Here is a 21,923-nt window from a genome sequence, read left to right on the forward strand (position 1 = left end):
AATTCAAATCAATTCTATTGAGAGATAAGCCAGACCATTTAAGGCTTGCAGCGCGACGCGCATCCAATGCATTCGAAGAATATTTTTGATGCTGTTAATGCATACGCCGCTGCAGCCCGCGTGATTTCACGCTTAGCGCTAAAGGCTATAAAAATGTGCATTTATAGTATTTAAGCGAAGGTCGTGCTTCGGCCTACTTTCGGCTCCTCAACGCCTGTCGTGATCAAGGAGCCGCACCCATGAACCTTCCCTTCAAACGAGTCTTCAGTCTGTTTGCCATTACGGCACTGGCGGGCCTGCTGGCGTTTAACGCGCAGGCTGACGAACTCAAGGAAATCAGGATCGCCGTGCCTGACCTGAGCGCCGGCACCCAGCACAGCGGCGGCGGTGTGGTGGATGTGCTGCGTGACCAGCAGATCTTCGAAAAAGCCTTCGCCGATCAGGGCATCAAGATTCAGTGGAGCTTTTTCAAGGGCGCCGGGCCGGTGATCAACGAGGCGTTTGCCAACGGTCAGGTCGATCTGGCGTATCTGGGCGACCTGGCGGCGATCATCGGCAAGTCCAATGGCCTCGACACATGTTTGCTCAGCGCCAGTGCGCGTGGGGTGAAACAGTATCTGGGCGTGGTGCCGGGGTCGGGGATCAAGACCCTGCAGGATCTGAAAGGCAAGCGCGTGGCGATCTTCCGTGGCACCGCCACCCAGTTGTCGTTTGATGCGGCGCTGGCCAGTCAAGGCTTGAGCGAGAAGGATCTGAAGGTGATCAATCTCGACTTCAGCGGGGCCACCGCCGCGCTGGCGGCCAAGCAGATTGATGCGTCGTGGGGCAGCTCAGGTCTGGCCGCTTTGCAGAGCAAGGGTCTGGCCGAATTGCCGCTCAACACCAAGGACCTGGGGGGCGCCGGTAGTGTGCAATCGGTGCTGGTGGGGGCCGGCAAGTTTGTCGACGGGCATCCGGAGGTCGTGGCGAAACTGCTCAAGGCGCAGCAGCAGGCGGTGGATTGGCTGACCCAGGACAGCAACAAGGATGCCTACGTGCAGCTGGTGTCGGGGCTGGCAAGTTATCCACCAGTGATCCTGACCCAGGATCTGGCGGATCAGAAACTCAGTGAAGTGTTCCCGTCGACGCTGGACCCGGTGTTCCTCGGCAAGTTGCAGGACTCGGTAGACCTGGCGGCGCAGCAGAAGCTGATTCGCAAACCGTTCAAGGTCAGTGATTGGGTGGCGCCTGAACTGGCGGCGGCCAAGCTCTGAATCTCCAGTGTCTGGACGGGCCTTTTCGCGAGCAAGCCCGCTCCCACAGTGGATCGGCGTGAATACAAAATCTGTGTTCACCACAATCCACTGTGGGAGCGGGCTTGCTCGCGAAGCCGTCCTCAAACCGCGACGCTGACTTCCTGCTTATCCACCGCCACCAATGTCTCGATCATCGCTCTTGCTGCCGGCGACAAACGAAACCCGGTACGACTGACAATCCCGCAGCGCGCGTTCATGCTCTCCAGATTCTGCGGCAGATTGCGCCAGTGCAGCAGCGCCAGTGAACCCTGAGCAATGTCCTCGTAAAACGCCTCTTCCGTACCGATGCCGATGGCATTTGATTGCAGCACCACTTTCACCAGCGCCGGGAAGTGCTCGGTCTCGATGGTCGGCGAAAAATCGATCCGGCCGCTGAGGTTCGCCAGCAGTTTGCGAATCCCCGGCGGGATCAATGTGGTCGCCAGCGGGTAGTCGAACATGTCGTTGGTCGACAGGCTCTCCTTGGCCAGCAGCGGGTGCCCGGGCCGGCAGAAGAACACGCCGCGCTTGGGCGTCAGGGCCTGGGTCTGGAAGTTCGGATCGGCTTCGAAGTGGCGGATGTCGGCGATGAAGAATTCGATCTCTTCACGGCTCAGCGCACGGCTGAGTTTTTCCCAGTTATCCACCTGAAAACAGGTGCGCACTTTCGGGTGCGCGTTGATGAATTGCGCCACCGCATCCGGCACCAGTTTCACCGCCGGGGCCGGGCCGCAGCCGAAGTGCAGTTCCCCGGCATCAAGCTTGGTCATCTGCGTCACTTCCGCGCTGAGCAGCGCCGCGCCTTGCACCAGGGTCAGGGCGTGTTGCAGCACCACCTGGCCTTCGGGCGTCGGGCGCAGATCCTTGTTGCCGCGATCCACCAGCACGCAGCCAAACTCTTGCTCCAGCCCTTGAATGCTGCGGCTGAACGCCGGTTGAGTGATGCCCATCGCGTCTGCCGCACGGACAAAACTGCGGTGTTCGTTGAGGGCGATGAAGTAGCGCAACTGGCGAAGATCCATATGCTTTTCCGGCATCCTAAAAATAGCTCGAAGGCATTTGCGACGAGGGTTGCTTGAGGTTTTAAATGCAAGCTCTTATTCCGTCAACGAAGCATGTGAATATCTATTAGATGTAAATGGAATATAGATAGAGCGATGTTTCGCTGCCGCCTAACCGCAAGCAGTCGATGAGGGTCTACCCATGAGCAATGCCGCACTCGCTGTAAAACCTGCTGTCCACGCGCTGGAAATCCACCCGGTGGCCGGCCGTATCGGCGCCGAGATTCGTGGCGTGCACTTGTCCGGTGAGCTGGACGCCGCCACGGTCGAAGCCATTCAGCAGGCGCTGATCCAGTACAAGGTGGTGTTCTTCCGCGAGCAGACCCAGCTCGACGATCAGCGCCAGGAAGCCTTCGCCCATCTGCTCGGCGAGCCGGTGGCGCATCCGACCGTACCGGTGCGTGAGGGCACGCGGTATCTGCTGGAGCTGGACGGGGCCGAGGGCCAGCGCGCCAACTCCTGGCACACCGACGTGACCTTCGTCGACGCCTACCCGAAAGCCTCGATCCTGCGCTCGGTGGTGGCGCCGGCCTTCGGTGGCGACACCCTGTGGGCCAACACCGCGACCGCGTACAACGAACTGCCGAGCGAACTGCGCGAGCTGGCGGACAAACTGGTCGCCGTACACAGCAACGAATACGACTACGCCGGGGCCAAGCCAGACGTGTCGGCGGAGAAGTTGGAGCGCTACCGCAAGGTCTTCACCTCGACCGTCTACGAGACCGAGCATCCGGTGGTGCGTGTGCATCCGATCAGCGGCGAGAAAAGCTTGCTGCTGGGGCACTTCGTCAAACGCATCAAGGGGTATTCGCAAGCCGATTCGGCGCACCTGTTCGGCCTGTTGCAGAGCCATGTGATTCGTCAGGAAAACACCGTGCGCTGGCGCTGGAAGGCCGGTGATGTGGCGATCTGGGATAACCGTTCGACCCAGCATTATGCGATTGATGATTACGGCACCCAGGATCGCATCGTGCGGCGGGTGACGCTCAAGGGGGAAGTCCCGGTTGGGGTTTCGGGGCAGCGTAGTCAAACCATCAAAGGTGCCGAGCTCGTCGGCGTCTGATCGGGCCTCTTCGCGAGCAAGCCCGCTCCCACAGTGGAAATGTGTTGAACACAGTGGATGTGAACGACACAGAACCCTGTGGGAGCGGGCTTGCTCGCGAAGCTCTTTCACCAAACTCCAATCTGCACGACTTTCTCGGTCTCCGGCTCGCCATAGCGAAACCGCTGCCCGCGCAAATCAATTTCCTGATGACTGATCGTGGTCCGCCGCTTCAAGCCGCGTACCCACTCGAACAGATATCCCGCATGCTCCTCGCGCACTGCAGCGTAATCAGGATCATCACCCAGATCGCGCAACTCCTGCGGATCATTCAGCAGATCAAACAACTGCGGCCGGAAACCGTCGTACGCCAGGTATTTCCAGCGCTCGCTGCGCACCATGGTCATGCGGCAACGGTCGATCGGCTGGCCAAGTCGCTCGCGCGCCGGGGCCTGAAAGGCGTAGTCGTATTCGCTGATGGCGTAGCGGCGCCAGTCGGGATTTTCTCCGTGTAAAAGCGGGATCAGCGAGCGTCCTTCCAGCCGATGCTCGGCGCCCGGCAGGCCCAGTGCCTGGAGAAAAGACGGCAAGGCATCAATGGTTTCCGCCAATCGCTCATCCACCGTACCGCGGGTGATGTCCGCCGCCGCGCGCGGGTCGCGCACGATCAATGGCACGCCCACCGATTGCTCCAGCAGAAACTCCTTCTCACCCAGCCAATGGTCGCCGAGAAAGTCGCCGTGATCGCTGGTGAACACAATCAAGGTGTCATCCCAACGACCGTTGCTCTGCAGAAAATCGAATAGCCGCCCGAGTTGGTCATCCACCTGCTTGATCAGGCCCATGTAAGTGGGGATTACATTCAATCGTACTGAGTCCCGGGAGAAGTTGAGGCTTTCCTCATGCTGGCGAAACGCCGTGTATACGGGGTGTTTGCTGGCTTCGGAGGGCGTCGCGCGGACCGCTTCGAGAATCGATTTCGTACTGTACAAGGCGTGGTATGGCGCCGGTACGATGTAGGGCCAATGCGGTTTGATGTAGGAGAGGTGTAAACACCAGGATTTCTCACCTTGCTCGGTGATGAAGTCGATGGCTCGATTTGTAGTGTAGACAGTCTCTGAGAACTGCTCGGGAATTCGCGCTGGCAAATGCGCATGACGCATGTGCCAGCCGCTGAGGATTTCGCCGTTCTCGCCTTCGGCGGCGTTGGCCCAGTCGTGCCAGGGATTGCGCCCGTCGAAGCCCTGCTCGCGCAGGTAATGGGTGTAGGGTGCGGATTCGCGTTTGTCGTCGAACAGCGGGTCGTTGGGGAAGATTCCGTCGTGGCGGAAGTACGGCTCGAAACCGACCTCGTTGAGCACTTCGGCCTGCGCGCTGTCCGGGTTGATCGCCAGACGCTGCAAGGCGTCGACATTGGCCGTGGCGTGGGTCTTGCCGACCAGCGCGGTGCGGATGCCGTGGGGGCGCAGGTAGTCGCCGATCGTCAGTTCTTCCAGCGGCAACGGCACAGCGTTCCATGCGACCTGATGGCTGCTGACGTAGCGTCCGGTATAGGCCGACATCCGCGACGGGCCGCAGATCGTGCCCTGGGTGTAGGCACGGCTGAAGCGCACGCCAGCGGCGGCCAGGCGATCGATGTTCGGCGTGTGCAGATGCGGATGACCGTAACAGGACAGGTAATCGCGGCGCAGCTGATCGCACATGATGTACAGGACGTTGCGCACAGGGTTTTGCGGGTTGGGCATGGGGTTCACCGGTCAGAAGGACAGGCGAGGGTTGTCGCTTTCGGCAGGGGTGTTCGGCAAGTGCATTTGGGGAATGGGTTTTATGCAGTGGATGCATCGGTGTGAGTGGCGACGCCTTCGCGAGCAAGCCCGCTCCCACAGGAGTACGCATTCCAAATGTGGGAGCGGGCTTGCTCGCGAAGAGGGTGGCTCAGACGGCAAAATTCTCCAGCGAACACACCTCATCATCCACCGCATCAATCGCCTTGATCTGCTCAATCATCGCCTCGGCCAGCGGCGACAACCGATACCCCGCCCGACTGACAATCCCGTAGCGGGTGTACAGCTCTTCCAGATCATCCGCCAGACCCTCGATCCGCAAACACACCAGCTCACCCTTGGCCTGATGCAGCGCATCTGAATACGCCCCGACAATCCCGATCGCCTCCGAACGTAGTACCACGCTGAGCAGGCTGGAACTGTTTTCGCATTCGACATTGGGGGTGAAATCCGGGCGACCGCTGAGGTCGACGATGACCTTGCGCAGGTTCGGCGGACGAATGCTCACCGCCAGTGGATAGCTCATCAATTGCTCGGCCGTGACTCGTTCAAGAGCGGCCAGCGGATGCCCGGCACGGCAACAGAAATGCCATTTGCGCGGCCGCAAGCGGTACGTCAGGTAATCCGGATCGGCTTCGAAGTGTCGGGTGTCGGCGACGAAGAATTCGAATTCCTCACTGAGCAGGCGTTTGCTCAGGCTCTGCCAGTCATCGACCTGAAATTGCACCCGCGCTTTCGGGTAGCGCCCGATGAACGCGCCGATCGCGCGCGGGATCAATCCGGCCGCCGGCGCCGGGCCGCAACCGAAGCGCAGCTCGCCCGCCTCCAGGCCATTGAACTGACTGATCTCGTTGGCCATCTGCTGCGCGCCGCTGACCAGTCGCCGTGCATGTTCGAGCAGCACTTGGCCCTGTTTGGTCGGCGGCAGGTCCTTGCGCCCGCGATCGACCAACTGACAGCCGACGCTGTGCTCCAGCGCCTGAATGCTGCGGCTGAACGCCGACTGCGACAGGTTCACCGCCTGCGCGCCGGCGACGAAGCTGCGTTGTTCGGCGAGGGCGATGAAGTGTCGAAGTTGGCGCAAGTCGATATGCATTTTTCACATAAAAAATATCCGGGAAATGCATTGGATATGCATTAGGTCGACTCCTTATAAAGGCAATCTCTTATGCAGTAAATATTTGTAAATCCATAAATAAATAACTGAAAAGAATATGCAGCGCTGAAGATGTCTGTGTGTTTTTTGACCAGGAGCCGCGCCATGAGTCCGTTGAACCTTGCGTCACCCTTAACGCCACGACGGCTCAAACGCCTGCCTCTGGCCCTGTTGCTGGCGGGGAGTGCCAGCTGGACTCACAGCTACGCCGCCGACGCCGAGACCCCGCCGCCAGCTCCCGCCGGTAAACCCGCGGCCAACAGCTCGCAGCTGGAAACCGTGACCGTTACCACCCGCCGTCGCGAGGAAAGTTCGCAAGATGTGCCGACGCCGATGAGCGTGGTCAGCGGCCAGACCCTGGAAACCCAGCGGGTCTACCGGATTCAGGATTTGCAGCAACTGGTGCCGAGCGTCAACGTCGCCTACATGCACGCGCGCCAGTCCAGCGTGTCGATTCGTGGCCTGGGCAACAACCCGGCCAGCGACGGCCTGGAAGGCAGCGTCGGTCTGTACATCGACAACGTGTATCTGGGCCGTCCGGGGATGGCGGTGTTTGACCTGATGGACATCGAACAGCTTGAAGTCCTGCGCGGGCCGCAGGGCACGCTGTTCGGCAAGAACACCACCGCCGGGGTGATCAACATCAGCACCCGCGCACCGACGTTCACTCCTGAACGCAGCATCGAAACCTCGTTCGGCGAGGACGGCTACTTCCAGACCAAGGGCACGATTTCCGGGCCGATCAACGATGAACTGGCCGGGCGCTTTTCGGCCTATCGCACCCGCAGCGACGGCGATATAAAGAACGAATACAACGGCCATGACCTGAACGGAGGCTCGCGCGATGGCTTCCGCGCGCAGTTGCTGTTCAAGCCCAACGAAGATTTCAATCTGCGCTGGATCGGCGATTACAACGAAGAGGACTCCAGCGCCGGCACCCGCGTGCTGTACAACACCGGGCCGACCATCAATGGCGTCAACCTCTATCAATCGCGGGCCAATGCGGCCGGTGCGACGCTGGTCAACGGCTCGCACCGCAAGGTCAATCTGGACAACGACCAGCACGTCACCGTGCATCAGGGTGGCACGTCGGTGGAGGCCAACTGGACGCTGCCGAGCGATTTCACCCTGACCTCGATCAGCTCGTATCGCTTCTGGAATTTCACCCCGGCCAACGACGACGGTCTCAACGTTGCGGCGACTTACAACGCCGGGGTTTCGGTCGAAGACAAACAGTACTCGCAGGAATTCCGCCTGGCCTCGCCCAAGGGCGAGTTCTTCGACTACGTGGTGGGCGCGTACTACTTCGGCTCGGATCTGGACAACAAATCCTTCGCCTATTACGGCCCGCAGGCCGACATCTGGAACGGCACGCCACGCGGTGCCCTGGCCAACGTCGGCAGCGTCGGCAACGGCCACATCAAGACCGACAGTTTCGCCCTGTTCGCCCAAGGCACCTGGCACCTCACTGAGCGCCTGGACTTCACCGCCGGGGTGCGTGGCACCTATGAAGAGAAGAACGCCTGGGTCACCCGCGATGCGCCGGTCGGTGGCGCCACTGTCACCGGTGCAGCGGCCACGGCACGCCGCGGACGCACTGGCGCCTACGATTCCGGCGATCTCAATCAGTACAGCTCAAGCCCCTCCGGGTTGCTTAACCTCAGCTATCGCATCACCGATGATCTGCTCGGTTACGCCACGCTGTCCCACGGCGAAAAATCCGGTGGGGTGAACCTTGCGGTGGGTTCGGCGCCAACCGCCGGCGCCGACTCGCTGCTGATTGGCACCGAGCGCGCCAACAACGCCGAACTCGGTTTCAAAAGCACCCTGTGGGATCGGCGTCTGCAACTCAACGCCAACGTTTTCTGGACTCAGGTCAACGCTTACCAGACCAACGCCTACGACGACGTCAACCGCGTGCAATACCTGACCAACGCCGGCTCGGTGCGCTCGCGCGGCGTCGAAATCGAAAGCACGGTGATCCCGTTGCGCGGCCTGACGCTGAACTTCAACGGCTCGTACAACGACGTCAGCTACCTCTCGTACAAAGATGCGCCATGCCCGCCGGAAGTCAGCCAGGCACCGGGCGCACCGGCGTCCTGCGACCTCAGCGGGCACCAGGTGGTCGGCGCGTCGAAATGGATCGGCAACGCCAACGGCAAATACGAATGGAATCTGGCCAACGGTCTGCAACCCTACGTCACCGGCAGCTACGCGTTCCGCTCCAAAGCGGTGGGCACGGTCGAAGATTCCGACTACGGGCAGATCCCGAGCTACGCGGTGGTCAACCTGTCCACCGGTCTGCGCGGCGATTTCAATCAGGGCCAGTGGGACGTTTCGCTGTGGCTGAAGAACGCCTTCGACAAGACCTACTACACGACCCTGTGGACCGGCGGCAACGGCGGTTATGAAGGCCTGCTCGGTACGCCGCGCACCCTCGGCGTTACCGGTCGCTACGACTTCTGATCTGTCATTCAAGGAGCTGCATCATGTTGCCAGGCAAAACCGCTTTAGCGCTGTTGTTATCCGGCGCAGCGTTGAGTACCTCGGTGTTCGCCGCACCCAGCGTGTACCCGACCGGCGTCACCCGCTACGACCCGAACAAGGCGTTCAACCAATACGTGATTTTCAGTGGTGCCGACAAGCAGACGCACCTGATCGACATGAACGGCAACGAGGTGAAAACCTGGCCGCAGGCGGGGTTTCCGTCGGCGATCATCGACCCACAACTGGTCGGTGGCGAGCGCGGGCATGTGCTGTTGCAACTGAGCGACAAGGATCCGGGCAAGCTCGGCTCCGCCGGTAACGGCCTGGGCAATCAGAGCGTCGGCGAGCTGGACTGGAACGGCAAAGTGGTCTGGCAGTGGGGCGACAAGGCGCCCGGCGGCGCAGCGCAGCAACACCATGATCAGCGGCGCCTGAGCAACGGCAACACCGTGGTGCTGGCGAACAAGGTGCATAAGGTCAAAGGCTTCAAAGTCCCTGAGGTGATCGACGATGCAATCTATGAAGTCAGCCCCGACGGGCAGGTGAAATGGCAGTGGCTGGCCTCGGAACACCTCAACGAGTTCGGCTTCACCCCGGAGCAACTGAAACTGGTACGCGCCAGCGACAACCCGGATTACCTGCACATCAACAACCTGAGCGTGGTCGGGCCGAACAAGTGGTTCGATGCCGGGGACAAGCGCTTCAATCCAGACAACCTGTTGCTCGATTCACGCAACGCCAACTTCATCGCGATCATCGACAAACACAGCGGCAAAGTGGTCTGGCGCCTCGGCCCGAACCTGCCGCTGATCAACCCGAAAACCGCACAGAAACTGCCGCGTCCGGTGGATCAATTTGTCGGCCAGCACGACGCGCACATCATCCCTGTCGGGCTGCCCGGTGCGGGCAACCTGCTGGTGTTCGACAACCAGGGTTCGGCGGGGTATCCGAACGTCACCCTCGGGCTGATTTCCGGCTCGCGAGTGCTGGAAATCGACCCGCAGAAAAATGAAATCGTCTGGCAGTACAGCGCGGCGAATTCGAAGCAGCCGGGGTGGGCGTTCTATAGCTCGTTCATCAGCAGCGCGCGACGTTTGCCCAACGGCAATACGCTGATCGACGAAGGCATGAACGGGCGCTTTTTCCAGGTCACGGCCGGCGGCGAAAACGTCTGGGAATACGTCAGTCCTTATCTGGGTAAAGCACCGGGCAGCGACGCGATCAGCAACTGGGTCTATCGGGCGTTGCCCGTGAGTTACGACTGGGTGCCGAAGGGTACGCCGCGCTCCGAGACCGCCGTGATTGCCCCGACATCGGCAGTGCAGCAGACCAGTGCCAGTCGTTAGTTGAAAAGGAATTAATGCTCGAATGAATGGCGATAAGTTATGTGCGGTTTGAATACTGCTTATTGCAATTTCGTTGAAAAGTCGCGTGGACAATAAGTGAATGGCCAACCATCCTGAGTGTCGTGAGTTTCCAGGAGGGAACTTGCTCTCATCGGAAGACACTTATCCAACGATAAAGGAAATCACGTTATGTCGAGCATTAATGGAACTTATGTAAACGCTAACGCTGGCGCCAAACTGACGATTTCCGATGGCAACGACTCCAACGGCACCTTCAGCGGCAAGTTGAACCAGAACGGCGTGAACTACGACATCACCTACGGGCATTACCATTTCCAGAACAGCACCGGGCAGCCTACGATCATCACCTTCGCGGCTCTGAATGACGGCACAGGTTATCAATCCTGGGCGCTGTTCTCGCCGGATCACAACTATTCGAAAGTTCGTGCTGCGGGTTCGCGCACCAACTTTGATGGTGATGTTGTTAATCTGGCTGGAGAGTTTGTTAAGCAGTAATTTTGTGTCACAAAAAAGCCGTCATGCTATTTAGCCTGGCGGCTTTTTTCTTACATGAAATAAGTCATTTTCATGTTGGTTGTGCTTCCTGTGGATGACAGCGTTTGCTGGCGTCTGATTCTAAGCTCGCGGTGAACTCAATCATTCGAGCAGGACGCTTACATGCAAAACGCGCTTTATTCCAACACCCTCGATGGGCCCTCTCTGACCATTGTCGATTCCGATGACCGCACCGGGGTCTTCGCCGGCACGTTGCATTACCAAGGCATCAACTACGGCATCGTCAATGGCCGTTATGCCAGCCTCAACGGCTACCAGCCGCCAACCGTGGTCACGCTGATTGCCAATAACCAGGATCACGGTTATTTCGCCCTGACCCTGTTCTCGCCAAGTCGCGGCACTCATGAATTGCAGGGGCACTGCGTGCGCGTTACTTATGACGGCGTGGTCAGCAGCCTGCCGGGCGACTTCGTTCGCCACGCATGAGGCGCAGCCAGCGCCAGATTTCTTCTCAAACACAAGCAAGGATGCTGCACATGTCCACGATCAATGGCGTTTATCGTCATGAACCTTCAGATACAACCTTGACCCTGACCGAGGGCGATGACTGCACCGGCAGTTTCACCGGTACATTGTCCGTGTCCGGCACCGATTACCCGATCACATTTGGCAATTTTCATTTCAGGCATGGCTTTTCAACAGGCCCGGTCGCTATCTCTTTCAATACGCTGACGGCCGATGGCACGGCGCAAGCCTGGGTGATGTTCTCGCCCGATCAGGCCTACACACGCTTGCGGGCAATGGGCAGCGCGGCGGACATGATGGGCAACACCGGGTTGAATGGCCTGGAATTCATCCGGCAAAACCGCTGAAGAAGCGTGAAATGAGCGGGTTTCGCATGCCTTCGCCGAATATTTTTCATGCTTGAAAAGCATTGTAAATTCAGCCCTCGGCGCCAGGCCTTGCAGGCCGTGGCTTCGCGACAATCTGCGAAAACTGATATTCGTAAAAAATCTAAACACATCGATAAAAGTTACTTTCGGAGATAAGCGATTGCTCCAATGATTCACCCAACGACCGGTCGCCCGGGGGATGTTTGCGGCGACCGGTCGGGTACTTCGCAAAGAGACCGCAGGGAGTGAATCAATGGGCAATGTCCAGACCGCCGCCAGCGCACAGGAATTGCTGTGGCGTCAGACGCCGAGTGGCGAATTGGTCGATCTCGGCCGGCCGCATCGTGTGCCGCTGGGGCAGTTGCGTTTGCAGCGTGCGCCCAAGGGCATTCTGAGTCGCCGTGAAACCATTCTGCTCGGCGTGCTGGCGCTGCTGGTGCACGGTGCGGTGATCTACTGGATCAACCAGCATCCGACGCCGGCGTTGCCGATCGTGCCGCCGGAAATTCCGCCGATGACCATCGAGTTTTCGCGGCCGGCGCCACCCGCGCCACCAGTGGTCGAACCGCCGCCACCGGCACCGGTCGTTGAGCCACCGCCGCCGGTTGAAGACGAGTTGGCGGTGAAGCCTCCGCCACCCAAACCGATTCCCAAACCCAAGCCGAAACCGGTGGCCAAACCGGTGCCGAAACCGACACCCAAAGCGGTCGAGCAGCCTCCGGCGCCGCCACAACCGGCTGCTCCGGTCGCGGCCCCGGCTCCGCCCGCGCCACCGGCTCCCGCGCCAGTGACACCGGCCTCGGCCAACGCGGCGTACCTGAAGAACCCGGCGCCGGAATATCCGTCGTTGGCCCAGCGTCGCGGCTGGGAAGGCACGGTGTTGTTAAGGGTGCACGTGTTGGCCAATGGCAAGCCGGGTGAAATTCAGATTCAGAAAAGCAGTGGTCGGCAACAGCTCGACGATGCGGCACTCAATGCCGTCAAACAGTGGAGCTTCGTGCCGGCCAAGCAGGGTGATGTCGCCCAGGACGGCTGGGTCAGCGTGCCCATCGATTTCAAGATTCATTAAACCGAAACCTATTCGCGCTAAATGTTTACACGAGGGAATACATCATGACGTTACTGGCCTCTCCACTGGAATCCATCGAAAGCGCGGTGATCTGGCTGCTGGTGGTTTTTTCCGTTGCCACCTGGGGACTGGCGCTGCTCAAGGCTGTGCAGTTCGGTCGTCTGAAGGCGCAGGATCGCAAGTTTCATAAACGTTTCTGGGCGGCGTCGAGTCTGGATTCCGCCGCTGAGTTGAGCGAAACCCAGCCTGGTGCTGCGGCACGAGTCGCTCAGGCCGGTTACGCGGCGATTCAGGTGGGTGAGGCGCCGCAGGCCAATGACCTGAGCCAGGCGATCAACCATCAGGATCGATTGGAGCGTGCCCTGCGTCAGCAGATCGTCCGTGAACGCCGTTCGCTGGAAACCGGTCTGGCAGTGGTCGCAAGTATTGGCAGCACCTCGCCGTTCATTGGTCTGTTCGGCACGGTGTGGGGAATCATGGAGGCTTTGAAAGGCATCAGCGCGGCAGGCTCGGCGAGCCTGGAAACGGTCGCCGGTCCAATCGGTGCGGCACTGGTCGCCACCGGTGTGGGGATCGCCGTCGCGGTACCGGCGGTGCTGGTTTACAACTACTTTTTGCGGCGTCTGAAACTGACGGCGGCGGACCTGGATGACTTCGCCCACGACTTCTACAGCCTGGCGCAGAAGAGTTCGTTTCGCGTGCTGATCCACCCGACTGCAAACAAGGTAGCGGCACCGGGCAATGCAACAAAAGTGAAGGAGGCGTCCTGATATGGCCTTCTCCACGCAAGACAGCGACGAGGTGCTGAGCGAGATCAACGTGACGCCGCTGGTGGACGTGATGCTGGTGCTGCTGGTGGTGTTTATCGTCACCGCGCCGCTGCTGACCAACGCAATCCCGATCAACCTGCCGAAGACCGAAGCGGTAGCACCGGTCGAGCAGAAAGATCCGCTGGTGGTGAGCATCGACGGCGCCGGCAAACTGTTTATCAACAAGGATGAAATCCAGCCGGACTTGCTGGAATTCAACCTCAAGTCGGCCAAGGCCAAGGACCCGGAAGTGCGCGTGCAATTGCAGGCCGACGACGGGGTGAACTACGGCGAAGTGGCGCGGGCCATGGCTTCGATCGAGCGGGCAGGGATTACCAAATTGTCGGTGATCACCGCGCGGTAACAGGATTTACGTTTTTCCGGGGCCGTCTCCTTGGCAGGGTGCGGCCCTTTTTTTATCCCGCAAAACAAGCCACCCACCGACCTATTGTGGGAGCGGGCTTGCTCGCGAATGCGGTGGCTCAGCCAACATCTATGTCGATGCAGCTGATGCTTTCGCGAGCAAGCCCGCTCCCACAGGTGTATCTCTAATATTCTTTTCGGATCTTAATAAATAGCTTCTTATTCCTTAACGAATATAAATCCCGTCCCTATACTCGATCAGGAACAGACACGACGCAGGAGAGCTCCCCATGCGCAACGAATCAATCCGCTACCTGATTGTGCCGGGCTGGCAAGGATCGCCAGAAGATCATTGGCAAACCCACTGGCAGCACAGCCTGCCCAACAGCGCACGCGTGGAGCAGGCCGACTGGCTGACCCCGCGCCGTGAAGACTGGGTTGCGGCGCTGGCCGAAGCGATTGCCGCCGACAGCACACCGGTGATCCTGATTGCTCACAGTCTGGGTTGCGTCACCGTTGCGCATTGGGCTGCCACCGCGCCCGTGCAATACCTGCGTCAGGTGCGCGGCGCGTTGCTGGTCGCACCTGCCGATGTCGAGCGTCCGGCCTGCGCGCCTGCGTTGCGCAATTTCGCGCCGATCCCGACCGATCTGTTGCCGTTCCCCAGCCAGGTGGTCAGTTCCGACAACGACGCCGCCGTCAGCGCCCCGCGTGCCCTGGAGCTGGCGCGCAACTGGGGCGCCGAGGCGGGAATTCTTGCCGGGGCCGGGCACATCAACGTCAAGTCCGGGCATCAGCGTTGGGAGCAGGGTTTCGCTTATCTGTATCGCCTGCAGAACCGTATGGAACACCACGCCCGGCGTCGCGCTTGAACCTTTTTCTTTTCTGAACGCCCCCGTCTGCCGGCGGTTCTGGGCGGGAGTCTGCCATGAGTTTCGAAACGTTCGGTCAGCCGTTGCTGACCTTTCCCGATGCGGAAAAAAGTCCCCTGAGCATTCGCGCCAAGGCGCTGGTGTTCGTCGATCCCCGTTCCCGCAAGTTGCGTGAGGAGCTGGAGCACCTGGCGCCGCGTGCCATCTCGGTATTGATCCGTGGCGAGACCGGTACCGGTAAAGAGTTGCTCGCCCGTCACATTCACCGAGCCAGTGATCGCAGCGGTCTGTTCGTCTCGGTCAACTGCGGTGCGATCAGCCCGACCTACGCCGATGCCGAGCTATTCGGCTATGCCGCCGGCAGCTATACAGGTTCGGCGAGCAGTCGGGCCGGCTGGTTCGGTTCGGCCAATGGCGGCACCTTGTATCTGGACGAAATCGGCGATCTGCCGTTGCCGATCCAGATCAAACTGCTCGCCGCCCTGGAAAACCACGAAGTCACCCGCGTCGGCGCGCATCAGCCAAGCCCGGTGGATGTGCGGTTGGTCGCAGCCACCAGCATCGATCTGGCACAAGCGGTGGACGCCGGAAAATTCCACGAACGGCTCTACCACTACCTCAGCGAAGGTCAGCTGGAATTGCCGGCGCTGCGCGAGCGGATTGGCGACATCCTGTCGCTGGCGGAGTATTTCCTCGGCATCTACAGCCAGCGCCTGGATCTGCCGGTGCCATTGATCAGCGAAGCGGCGCAGCACCTGCTGGAGCGACACAGCTGGCCGGGCAATACCCGCGAGCTGGAAAACGTCATTCACTTTGCGCTGCTGGTCAGCACCGGCGATGAAATCCTGCCAGAGCACCTGAACCTGCCCGAAGTGTCTGGGCCGCAGCTTCAGATCGAACGACTGGTGGCACAAATCAACATCGGCGGTAGCGTCGACGAACGTAAGGCTTTGAAAGATCTGCTGATTGGTTTGAGCCAGCAGTTGTAGCCGTTTGCTTCTGTATGAACGAAATGGAATATCAAAGTGAATAAACGTTATTGTGCGGGAATAAAAAATCCCGGTATTGTCCGCTTCACGCCAGAGATAGCACTTCACTGGCACTCGTATTAATAGCCGTCGCCATTCGCGACCGTGATTCTCGATAAGGACACTGCATGAAAAAGGTTCTGTTGTTTACCGCATTGGCGGCTGCTCTGACTGCTTCCCTGGCCCAGGCTGGCGAGAAACTGGTGGTGGCGGCGACTCCGGTGCCGCACGCGGAAATTCTCGAGCTGATCAAACCGACCCTGGCCAAAGAAGGCGTGGATCTGGAAATCAAAGTTTTCACCGACTACGTGCAGCCAAACGTGCAGGTAGGCGAGAAGCGTCTGGATGCCAACTACTTCCAGACCAAGCCTTACCTGGACAGCTTCAACGCCGGCAAATACAAGGACGACAAGTCCAAGTACCTGGTGACCGTGCAAGGCGTGCACGTTGAACCGTTCGGTGGCTACTCGAGCAAGTACAAGAAACTGGCTGATCTGCCAGACGGCGCGACCATCGCCATCCCGAACGAAGGCAGCAACAGCGGCCGTGCGCTGATCCTGCTGCAGAAGGCGGGTCTGATCGAGCTGAAAGATCCGAAAAACGCTCTGGCGACCCCTAAGGACATCGCCAAGAACCCGCACAACTTCAAGTTCAAGGAACTGGAGTCGGCCCTGCTGCCACGCGTGCTGAAGGAAGTTGATCTGGACATGATCAACACCAACTACGCGCTGGAAGCCAAGCTGAACCCGACCAAGGATGCGCTGGTGATCGAAGGCGCTGATTCGCCTTACGTGAACTTCCTGGTAGCCCGTGAGGACAACAAGAACAGCGACGCCATCAAGAAACTCGCCGCTGCCCTGACCAGCCCGGAAGTCAAAGCGTTCATCGAGAAGAAGTACAATGGCGCGGTATTGCCGGCGTTCTGATCCGACGCTTGAACCACCCCTTCAAGGTATGAAAACGCCGATGGCCAGTGATGGTCATCGGCGTTTTTGTGCGTGCGTTGAAAAGCCCCTCACCCTAGCCCTCTCCCAAAGGGAGAGGGGACTGATTGGGGGATGCTGTAGAAGTACACCGACGTGAAAGTTTTCTGCCGAATCCATAATCGACTCGATCTTTCAGGTCGATGTTAATCGCCCGACACTGCGGTCGGCCCCCTCTCCCTCGGGGAGAGGGCTGGGGTGAGGGTGCTGTTGATCCTGACCTCAGGTTACCTGAGCCTTCAACGCCCGGCGCAACGCCACGAGCAATTTCACGATGTCCTGCGGATCCAGTCGCTGCGGCACTTTTACGTCCATGTTGTCTTCCTTGTAATGGTTTGGCCGGGGGAGTCTGGCCAAAAGCTGTTCGTCCTTGGAGGGCTTTCATGCAAAAAAGATCCTTCCTACAGCGCAAGGGAAAATAGCCTTCTTATTCCTTCCCGGCAAACCCACAGGATAGTTTTTTGCGTGATATCAATATGCTTTAACGGTATTTAAATTCTTTTTTTTATACCTATAAAGTCAGCGCCTGCCGGACAGTTACCCGCTGTCCATGGACTGCATGACCGCCGCTTACCGAGCGACGTCCAGGATGCTTCATGACTTTCGATTACGCATTTATCCTCAGTACCCTGCCGGCCTTTCTCAAGGCTGTGGGCGTGACGCTGCAAGTCGGGTTCATCGCCATCGGCACGTCGCTGCTGGTGGCGCTGCTCAATGCAACGATCCTGGTGTTCCGCACACCGTACCTGCAAAAACTGGTGGGCCTTTATGTGGAACTGGCGCGCAACACGCCGCTGCTGATTCAACTGTTCTTTGTCTACTTCGCCTTGCCGGCGCTGGGAATCAAGGTTTCCGGATTCACCGCGGCGATTATCACCATGACTTTTCTCGGCGGCGCCTACCTCACCGAAGTGCTGCGCGCCGGGGTCGATGCGGTACCGCAGGCGCAATTGGAATCGGGCCGCTCCATTGGTCTGTCCCACGGCCAGTTGCTGCGCTACGTAATCCTGCCGCAAGCGGGGATTCTCAGCTTGCCGTCGCTGTTCGCCAATTTCATTTTCCTGCTCAAGGAAACCACCGTGGTCTCGGCGGTGGCCGTGCCGGAAATCCTCTACACCACCAAGAGCTACATCGCGCTCTACTACAAGACCTACGAAATGCTCGCCGTGCTGACGCTGATCTGCGTGCTGTTGTTCTTACCGCTGTCGCTTTTGCTCAGTCGTCTGGAAAGGAGGCTTCAGCATGGCCAGTTCGGGTCTTGAACTGCTCTGGGTGTCGTTGCCGCAACTGGCAAAAGGCGCCGGGCAAACCCTGTCGATCTCGTTTCTGAGCATCGCCATCAGCACCGTTGGCGGGGTGCTCTACGGCGTACTGCGCACGCTCAACGTGGCGTGGCTGAACGCGATCCTGCGAGTCTATCTGGAGTTGTTCCGGGCCATCCCGGTGCTGGTCTGGTTGTACCTGCTGTTTTTCGGCTTGCCGATTTTTTTCGGCCTGAGCCTGCCCAGTTTCTGGTGCGCGGTGCTGGTGCTGTCGCTGTGGGGCGCCAGCGAGGTCGGCGAAGTGGCACGCGGTGCATTGCATTCATTACCGCGCGGGCAGCGTGAGGCGGGGCTGTCGATCGGCCTGAACGCTGCGCAGCTCTACGGCTACGTGCTGCTGCCGCAAGCGCTGAAACGCATGACGCCGCCGACCATTAACGTCTACACGCGAATCATCAAGACCAGCTCGCTGGCGGTGCTGATTGGCGTGGTCGATTTGATCAAGGTCGGCCAGCAGATCATCGAGCGCACCTACGAATCGGTGCTGATCTACGGCGCGCTGTTTCTGTTTTTCTTTTTCATCTGCTACCCGCTGTCGGCCGCCTCGCGCGTGCTGGAGCGGCGCTGGACGCAAGCATGAGCGCATTGATCGAGTTTCAGGGTTTCAACAAATTCTACGGCGAGCAGCAGGTGCTCAAGGGCATCGACCTGCAAGTGCGCAGCGGCGAAGTGATCGTCATCCTCGGCCCCAGCGGTTGCGGCAAAAGCACGTTGCTGCGCTGCCTCAACGGCCTGGAAAGCGCACACAGCGGCAGCCTGAAATTTGCCGGACGCGAGCTGCTGGACAAGGTCACCGACTGGCGCGAAGTGCGTCAGCAGATCGGCATGGTGTTCCAGAGTTATCACCTGTTCCCGCACATGAGCGTGCTCGACAATTTGCTGCTCGGCCCGCTCAAGGTGCAAAAGCGCCAGCGCCGTGAAGCGCAGCAGCAAGCCGAAGCCTTGCTCGAACGGGTGGGCCTGGCGGACAAGCGCGATGCGTTCCCCCGCCAGCTCTCCGGCGGCCAGCAGCAACGCATCGCCATCGTCCGCTCGTTGTGCATGAACCCGCGGGTCATGCTCTTCGATGAAGTCACCGCCGCCCTCGATCCGGAGATGGTCAAGGAAGTGCTGCAAGTGATTCAGGGCCTGGCCCGCGAGGGCATGACCCTGCTGATCGTCACCCACGAAATGGCCTTCGCCCGCGCGGTGGCCGACCGCATCGTGTTCATGGATGCCGGACGCATCCTTGAACAGAACCCGCCCGAGATTTTCTTTACGAACCCGCAAACCGCACGCGCGCAGCAGTTTCTGGAGAAGTTCTCCTTCGTTGCAACACTGCCTGAAACGAATCCGACAAAGGAACTGGAACCGCTATGAAAACTGCCAAGTCATCCCTGTTTTTACTGCCGCTGCTGGGGCTCGCGCTGCTCGCCGGCTGCAACAAATCCGAAGAACCGGCCAAGCCGAAAGTCGCCAGCGAAAGCACCGCGCCAGCCGGTTACCTGGACAAGATCAAAGCCCGCGACAAACTGATCGTCGGCGTGTTCACCGACAAACCGCCGTTCGGTTTCGTCGATGAGGCCGGGCGCTACGTCGGCTTCGACACCGACATCGGTCGGCGCTTCGCCAAGGATCTGCTGGGCGACGAGAACAAGGTCGAGTTCGTGGCCGTGGAACCGGCGAGCCGCATTCCGTTCCTGCAGAGCGACAAGGTCGACCTGATCCTCGCCAACATGACCGTGACCCCGGAGCGCAAGGAAGCGGTGGAATTCACCAACCCGAACCTCAAGGTCGCGGTGCAGGCACTGGTACCGCAAGGCAGCTCGGTGAAAAAACTCGATGACCTGGCGACCCGCACCACCATCGTCACCACCGGCACCACCGCCGACATCTGGCTGACCAAGAATCATCCGGACTGGAAACTGCTGAAATTCGAGAAAAACTCCGAGTCGCTGCAAGCACTGGCCAACGGTCGTGGTGATGCCTACGCGCAGGACAATCTGGTGCTGTTCAGCTGGGCCAAGCAGAACCCGGGCTACCGCGTGCTGGAGGAAAAACTCGGCGCCGAAGCACCGATTGCCCCGGCGGTGAAGAAGGGCAATGTCGAGCTGCGTGACTGGGTGAATACCGAACTGGCCAAGTTGGGTGAAGAGAAATACCTGCTCAAGCTGTATGACCAATATGTGCGTAAAGAACTGAGCGATGACACCCAGCCTGAGAGTGTGATTGTCGAGGGTGGCAAGTGGCAGGGGTGATTGCCTGACAGGTCGGCGGTGAGGCTGAAGAGCAACCCCTCACCCCAGCCCTCCCGAAACGTCGGACCGCCCGGAGGGAGAGGGAGCCGAGCGAGGTGTGTTGCGTCCTGCATCGACCTGAACGACCGAGTCGATTATGGATTCACGGAAGCATTTTCAGGTCGGCGTAATTCACCAGCATTCCCCAATCAGTTCCCTCTCCCTCCGGGAGAGGGTTAGGGTGAGGGGCTTTGGGCTGAAACGCTCAATCCGGCCAGTTCCACGCCGGCTCATCCAGCACCCGCTGGCCAACAATTCCGGTCTGCCCCAGTGTCTTCTCCAGCACGATGCAGTTGCATTCGGGATCTTCCTGCAACGCCGAAATCAACCGTCGCGCATGCGACACCACCCACACCTGACAAGCCTGCGAAGCGCGAATGATCAAGCGCGCCAGCGCCGGCAACAGATCCGGATGCAGACTGGTTTCCGGTTCGTTCAGCACCATCAATGACGGCGGGCGTGGCGTCAGCAGCGCGGCGATCAGCAGCAGATAGCGCAGCGTGCCGTCCGACAACTCTGCCGCCGACAATGGCCGCAGCAACCCTTCCTGATAAAACTCGATGGCAAAACGTCCGCCGGCCAGCGGTGCGATGTTCAGCCGTGCGCCGGGAAACGCGTCGCTGATCGCCGCCTGCAACGCCTCGGGGTCGCCGATTTCATTGATGGTCTGCAGGGCTGCGGCGAGGTCGCGGCCGTCGTGGTGCAGCACCGGCGTGCGCGTACCCAGTTGCGGTTGGCGCACCGGGGCGTCGGCGTCGCTGCGAAAGTGATCGTAGAAGCGCCAGCGGCGGATGAACTCGCGCATCTGGAACACCTCCGGCGAACTGCGCAGGCTGCCGATCTGATCGAACAGGCTGTCAAAATTCGGGGTGTGCTGCGCCAGCACGTCCCAGCTGCGGCCTTCGCGGGCGCGAATCATCGGGCCGTTGCGATCCACCAGCAGGCTGGCCGGGCGATAGAGCGGCCCGGCCCAGATGCATTCGCGCTTGATCTGCGGATCGAGACTGAAGCGCGAGGGGCTGGGATGAGTGTCCCCCGGCAGCATGAAATGTCCGTTGGAGTCGGGCAATCCGAGGCTGATCGAATAGCTGAAATCCTCGCCGGCAAACCCCAGGCGCAGACGTTTGACGCCCTGACGCACCGTCGGCTCGACCGCCACTTCGCCGTTGCGCATGCGCCGACTGATGGTTTCCGGCCCGGCCCAGAAGGTCGAATCCAGCCCGCCCTCGCGGGCCAGTGCATTGACCACGCCGCCCTGGGCGGTCTCCGCCAGCAGGCGCAAGGCCCGATAGAGATTGGACTTGCCACTGCCGTTGGGGCCGGTGATCAGGTTCAGCCGGCCCAGCGGAATCACCAGTTTGTTGATCGAGCGGTAATTGGCCACCGCGAGGGTCTTGAGCATGGGCGTTTCCTTCTGCCGGAACCGATAGTGTGCCGTGCCTGCACCCCTGTGGCGAGGGAGCTTGCTCCCGCTGGGCTGCGAAGCTGCCCCAACCTCCGATTCGAGAGGTTTTGCGCCTGCTGCGCAGTCGAACGGGAGCAAGCTCCCTCGCCACAAAAATCCTTCTGAAAATGCGTTATTCCCGCGAGCGAAGGTTGAACCCTGTTCTAAGCTCACAGTCGTATCGTCACTTGCACGTTC

At 59.9% G+C, this 21,923-nt stretch carries 21 protein-coding genes; 17 read left to right on the forward strand and 4 right to left on the reverse strand.

What is annotated here, in order from left to right:
- Positions 1-239 precede the first annotated feature (239 nt).
- Positions 240-1,253, forward strand: coding sequence for an ABC transporter substrate-binding protein (locus E4T63_RS01080; protein WP_135294723.1), 1,014 nt, complete (start codon positions 240-242; stop codon positions 1,251-1,253).
- A 122-nt stretch (positions 1,254-1,375) separates the two neighbouring features.
- Here E4T63_RS01080 and E4T63_RS01085 read toward each other — a convergent pair whose 3' ends face one another.
- Positions 1,376-2,296, reverse strand: coding sequence for a LysR family transcriptional regulator (locus E4T63_RS01085; protein WP_045122247.1), 921 nt, complete (start codon positions 2,294-2,296; stop codon positions 1,376-1,378).
- A gap of 181 nt (positions 2,297-2,477) precedes the next feature.
- Here E4T63_RS01085 and E4T63_RS01090 point away from each other — a divergent pair, with 181 nt between their 5' ends.
- Complete coding sequence (locus E4T63_RS01090) at positions 2,478-3,398, forward strand: TauD/TfdA dioxygenase family protein (RefSeq protein ID WP_098966623.1); 921 nt, start codon at positions 2,478-2,480, stop codon at positions 3,396-3,398.
- Positions 3,399-3,505: 107 nt separating this feature from the next.
- Here E4T63_RS01090 and E4T63_RS01095 read toward each other — a convergent pair whose 3' ends face one another.
- Together E4T63_RS01095 and E4T63_RS01100 are read right to left on the reverse strand one after the other, a co-directional pair.
- Positions 3,506-5,122, reverse strand: coding sequence for an alkaline phosphatase family protein (locus E4T63_RS01095; protein ID WP_135294724.1), 1,617 nt, complete (start codon positions 5,120-5,122; stop codon positions 3,506-3,508).
- Between the two features lie 190 nt (positions 5,123-5,312).
- Positions 5,313-6,257, reverse strand: a complete 945-nt coding sequence (locus tag E4T63_RS01100) for a LysR family transcriptional regulator (RefSeq protein WP_135294725.1) — start codon at positions 6,255-6,257, stop codon at positions 5,313-5,315.
- Positions 6,258-6,422: 165 nt separating this feature from the next.
- Between E4T63_RS01100 and E4T63_RS01105 the strand changes: the two genes are divergently transcribed.
- From E4T63_RS01105 to E4T63_RS01175, 15 genes are all read left to right on the forward strand, one after another.
- The gene (locus E4T63_RS01105) at positions 6,423-8,783 is read left to right on the forward strand and encodes a TonB-dependent receptor (RefSeq protein WP_134785168.1); all 2,361 of its coding nucleotides are present in this window, start codon (positions 6,423-6,425) and stop codon (positions 8,781-8,783) included.
- Positions 8,784-8,806: 23 nt separating this feature from the next.
- Positions 8,807-10,150, forward strand: coding sequence for an aryl-sulfate sulfotransferase (locus tag E4T63_RS01110; protein WP_134785169.1), 1,344 nt, complete (start codon positions 8,807-8,809; stop codon positions 10,148-10,150).
- Between the two features lie 189 nt (positions 10,151-10,339).
- Positions 10,340-10,666, forward strand: a complete 327-nt coding sequence (locus E4T63_RS01115; protein WP_135294726.1) for a hypothetical protein — start codon at positions 10,340-10,342, stop codon at positions 10,664-10,666.
- Between the two features lie 162 nt (positions 10,667-10,828).
- Entirely contained in the window at positions 10,829-11,152 is a 324-nt protein-coding gene (locus E4T63_RS01120; protein WP_098966632.1) for a hypothetical protein, read from the forward strand.
- Between the two features lie 50 nt (positions 11,153-11,202).
- Complete coding sequence (locus E4T63_RS01125) at positions 11,203-11,538, forward strand: hypothetical protein (protein WP_135294727.1); 336 nt, start codon at positions 11,203-11,205, stop codon at positions 11,536-11,538.
- A 274-nt stretch (positions 11,539-11,812) separates the two neighbouring features.
- The gene (locus E4T63_RS01130) at positions 11,813-12,628 is read left to right on the forward strand and encodes an energy transducer TonB (RefSeq protein WP_135294728.1); all 816 of its coding nucleotides are present in this window, start codon (positions 11,813-11,815) and stop codon (positions 12,626-12,628) included.
- A 44-nt stretch (positions 12,629-12,672) separates the two neighbouring features.
- Entirely contained in the window at positions 12,673-13,398 is a 726-nt protein-coding gene (locus tag E4T63_RS01135) for a MotA/TolQ/ExbB proton channel family protein (protein WP_096797442.1), read from the forward strand.
- A gap of 1 nt (position 13,399) precedes the next feature.
- Positions 13,400-13,801, forward strand: a complete 402-nt coding sequence (locus tag E4T63_RS01140; RefSeq protein WP_003220570.1) for an ExbD/TolR family protein — start codon at positions 13,400-13,402, stop codon at positions 13,799-13,801.
- A 289-nt stretch (positions 13,802-14,090) separates the two neighbouring features.
- Entirely contained in the window at positions 14,091-14,672 is a 582-nt protein-coding gene (locus E4T63_RS01145) for an alpha/beta hydrolase (protein ID WP_135294729.1), read from the forward strand.
- Positions 14,673-14,728: 56 nt separating this feature from the next.
- On the forward strand, positions 14,729-15,661 hold the full coding sequence (locus tag E4T63_RS01150; protein WP_096797445.1) for a sigma 54-interacting transcriptional regulator: 933 nt from the start codon (positions 14,729-14,731) through the stop codon (positions 15,659-15,661).
- A gap of 167 nt (positions 15,662-15,828) precedes the next feature.
- Positions 15,829-16,626, forward strand: a complete 798-nt coding sequence (locus E4T63_RS01155; protein WP_027611172.1) for a MetQ/NlpA family ABC transporter substrate-binding protein — start codon at positions 15,829-15,831, stop codon at positions 16,624-16,626.
- Positions 16,627-17,279: 653 nt separating this feature from the next.
- Positions 17,280-17,945 carry an amino acid ABC transporter permease gene (locus E4T63_RS01160; RefSeq protein WP_123375646.1) on the forward strand — a complete coding sequence of 222 codons (666 nt, stop codon included), beginning with the start codon at positions 17,280-17,282 and terminating at the stop codon, positions 17,943-17,945.
- On the forward strand, positions 17,926-18,585 hold the full coding sequence (locus tag E4T63_RS01165; protein WP_135294730.1) for an amino acid ABC transporter permease: 660 nt from the start codon (positions 17,926-17,928) through the stop codon (positions 18,583-18,585). The genes E4T63_RS01160 and E4T63_RS01165 overlap by 20 nt, the downstream gene beginning before the upstream one ends.
- The gene (locus E4T63_RS01170; protein WP_098966639.1) at positions 18,582-19,364 is read left to right on the forward strand and encodes an amino acid ABC transporter ATP-binding protein; all 783 of its coding nucleotides are present in this window, start codon (positions 18,582-18,584) and stop codon (positions 19,362-19,364) included. The genes E4T63_RS01165 and E4T63_RS01170 overlap by 4 nt, the downstream gene beginning before the upstream one ends.
- On the forward strand, positions 19,361-20,242 hold the full coding sequence (locus tag E4T63_RS01175) for a transporter substrate-binding domain-containing protein (RefSeq protein ID WP_135294731.1): 882 nt from the start codon (positions 19,361-19,363) through the stop codon (positions 20,240-20,242). The genes E4T63_RS01170 and E4T63_RS01175 overlap by 4 nt, the downstream gene beginning before the upstream one ends.
- 244 nt (positions 20,243-20,486) lie before the next feature.
- On the opposite strand, the gene E4T63_RS01180 is transcribed toward E4T63_RS01175, so the two are convergent.
- Entirely contained in the window at positions 20,487-21,683 is a 1,197-nt protein-coding gene (locus tag E4T63_RS01180; protein ID WP_135294732.1) for an AAA family ATPase, read from the reverse strand.
- Positions 21,684-21,923 lie beyond the last annotated feature (240 nt).

Origin of the sequence: Pseudomonas fluorescens, from assembly GCF_004683905.1 — a bacterium.
Lineage (GTDB): Bacteria > Pseudomonadota > Gammaproteobacteria > Pseudomonadales > Pseudomonadaceae > Aquipseudomonas > Aquipseudomonas putida_A.